The organism is Actinoplanes sp. NPDC051633 (assembly GCF_040681735.1).
Taxonomy (GTDB): domain Bacteria; phylum Actinomycetota; class Actinomycetes; order Mycobacteriales; family Micromonosporaceae; genus Actinoplanes.
This window is the reverse complement of sequence record NZ_JBFAZH010001221.1, coordinates 1-2257: the sequence shown is the minus strand read 5'-3', so window position 1 is coordinate 2257 and position 2257 is coordinate 1. Positions and strand designations below refer to the sequence as shown.

Sequence of the window (2257 nt, the reverse complement as noted above, 5' to 3'; positions counted from 1 at the left end):
TGCGCTGCGCCTCGCCGCCGGAGAGGGTGCCGGCGCCGCGGTCCAGCGACAGGTAGTCCAGACCCACGTCGACCAGGAAGCGCAGCCGGGCGTTGATCTCCTTGAGCACCCGCTCGGCGATCATCGTCTGCCGATCGTCCAGCTCGATCGTCTGCAGCAGCTCGGAGCACTCACCGACGGACAGGTTGCAGACCTCGGCGATGCTCTTGCCGGCGATGGTCACCGCGAGCACCTCGGGCTTGAGCCGGGCGCCGCCGCAGGTCGGGCAGGGCACGTCGCGCATGTAGCCCTCGTACTTGTCGCGCGACCAGTCGCTCTCGGTGTCGTTGTGGCGGCGCTCGATCCACTGGATGACGCCCTCGAAGCCGGTGTAGTAGGACCGCTCGCGGCCGTACTTGTTGCGGTACCGGACGTGGACCTGGTCCTCGGAGCCGTGCAGGATCGTCTTCTGCGCCCTCGACGACAGCTGCCGCCACGGGGTGTCGACGCTGAACTTCTCGGCCGCACCGAGCGCCTCGAGCAGCCGCAGGAAATACTCCAGCGTCGAACCGCCGGACCAGGGCTGGATCGCGCCCTCGCGCAGGCTCCGCTCCTCGTCCGGCACGATCAGCTCGGGGTCGACCTCCTTCTTGGTGCCCAGGCCGGTGCACTCCGGGCAGGCGCCGTAGGGCGCGTTGAAGGAGAACACCCGGGGCTCGAGGTCCTCGATCGCCAGCGGGTGGTCGTTGGGGCAGGCCAGGTGCTCGGAGAAGCGCCGCTCGCGGGCCGGGTCGTCCTCCGGCAGGTCGACAAAGTCGAGCAGCACGATGCCGCCGGCCAGGCCGAGCGCGGACTCCACCGAGTCGGTCAGGCGCTGCTTGCTCGCCGCCTTGACGCTGAGCCGGTCGACCACCACCTCGATGGTGTGCTTCTCCTGCTTCTTCAGCTTCGGCGGCTCGGTCAGCGGGTGCACCACGCCGTCGACCCGAGCGCGGGCGTAGCCCTTGGACTGCAGCTCGGCGAAGAGATCGACGTACTCACCCTTGCGCCCCCGGACCACCGGGGCGAGCACCATGAACCGGGTGCCCTCCTCCATCGCGAGGACCCGGTCGACGATCTGCTGCGGGGTCTGCCGGCTGATCCGCTCACCGCAGACCGGGCAGTGCGGGATGCCGGTGCGGGCGAAGAGAAGCCGCAGGTAGTCGTAGACCTCGGTGATCGTGCCGACGGTCGACCGCGGGTTGCGCGACGTCGATTTCTGGTCGATCGAGACGGCCGGCGAGAGGCCCTCGATGAAGTCGACGTCGGGCTTGTCCATCTGCCCGAGGAACTGCCGCGCGTACGACGACAGCGACTCCACATACCGCCTCTGGCCCTCGGCGAAGATCGTGTCGAAGGCGAGGCTCGACTTGCCGGAGCCGGACAGCCCGGTGAACACGATCATGGCGTCGCGGGGCAGGTCGAGGTTGACGTCGCGGAGGTTGTGCTCCCGCGCGCCACGGATGATCAGTCGGTCGGCCACAGCCAGGCGCTCCGTACATGTGTATGAGAGTCGGAAAGTCGCGGTCACTCTAGCCACGGGGTACGACAAAAACCGGCGACCCTGGTGCAGCGCCGTGCGCCCCGTGCACATTCCCCCAGATCCGGCGCGGCAACCGTCACTCGCGCGGGGGAACCGGAAGCTCGCGCATGTCCCAGAACAGTACGCCGCCGGCCCGCTGCGGCTCCCGTCCGAGGAGGTCGGTGAGGGTCGTACCCAGCGGTCCCTCGTTGCGGCTGCCGGGGATGAGCACGACGACGGCCGCCCGCCAGAAGATCAGGTCCTCGCGGGCCCGGGTGCGGTCGGCGTCGCTGACGGCGGGCACCCGGCCGTACTCGCGCACCTGCCAGAGCAGGGTGCTGGTGGACCGCGGCGGCGCGTTCCACGAGCCGGTGTCGTTCGCCGGCGGGTTCGCCGGGCCCATGAAGTAGCCGCGCGGCACCCGGAACTCGAGGTGGCTGAGCGCCGCCCAGCGCATCCCCTCCCGGCCGCTGGTGACCTCGGGCAGTGGCACCGGCACCAGGCTGCGGTCGTCGGTGACGTAGTCGCGCCACATCCCGTCGGCGATGAAGGCCGGCAGCGGGGCGGCGGGGACGGTCGGCAGCGGCTTGGGCAGGACCGGGATCACCGCCACGGCGAGCAGCACGAGCACGCGTACCCGTCGCTTGCGCGGCAGCCGCAGCCCGCGATCGACGCCCAACGCCAGCAGGACCCCGACGATGGTCGCGGTGACCATCG

Annotated in this window: 2 pseudogenes; both read right to left on the bottom strand. The window is 70.4% G+C overall.

The annotated features are described in order from the left end of the window. Nucleotides 1-1501, bottom strand: a pseudogene (locus AB0M20_RS39260) (excinuclease ABC subunit A); the annotation flags it as partial. 136 nt (nt 1502-1637) lie between these two features. Next, a pseudogene (locus AB0M20_RS39255) lies at nt 1638-2257 on the bottom strand (hypothetical protein); the annotation flags it as partial.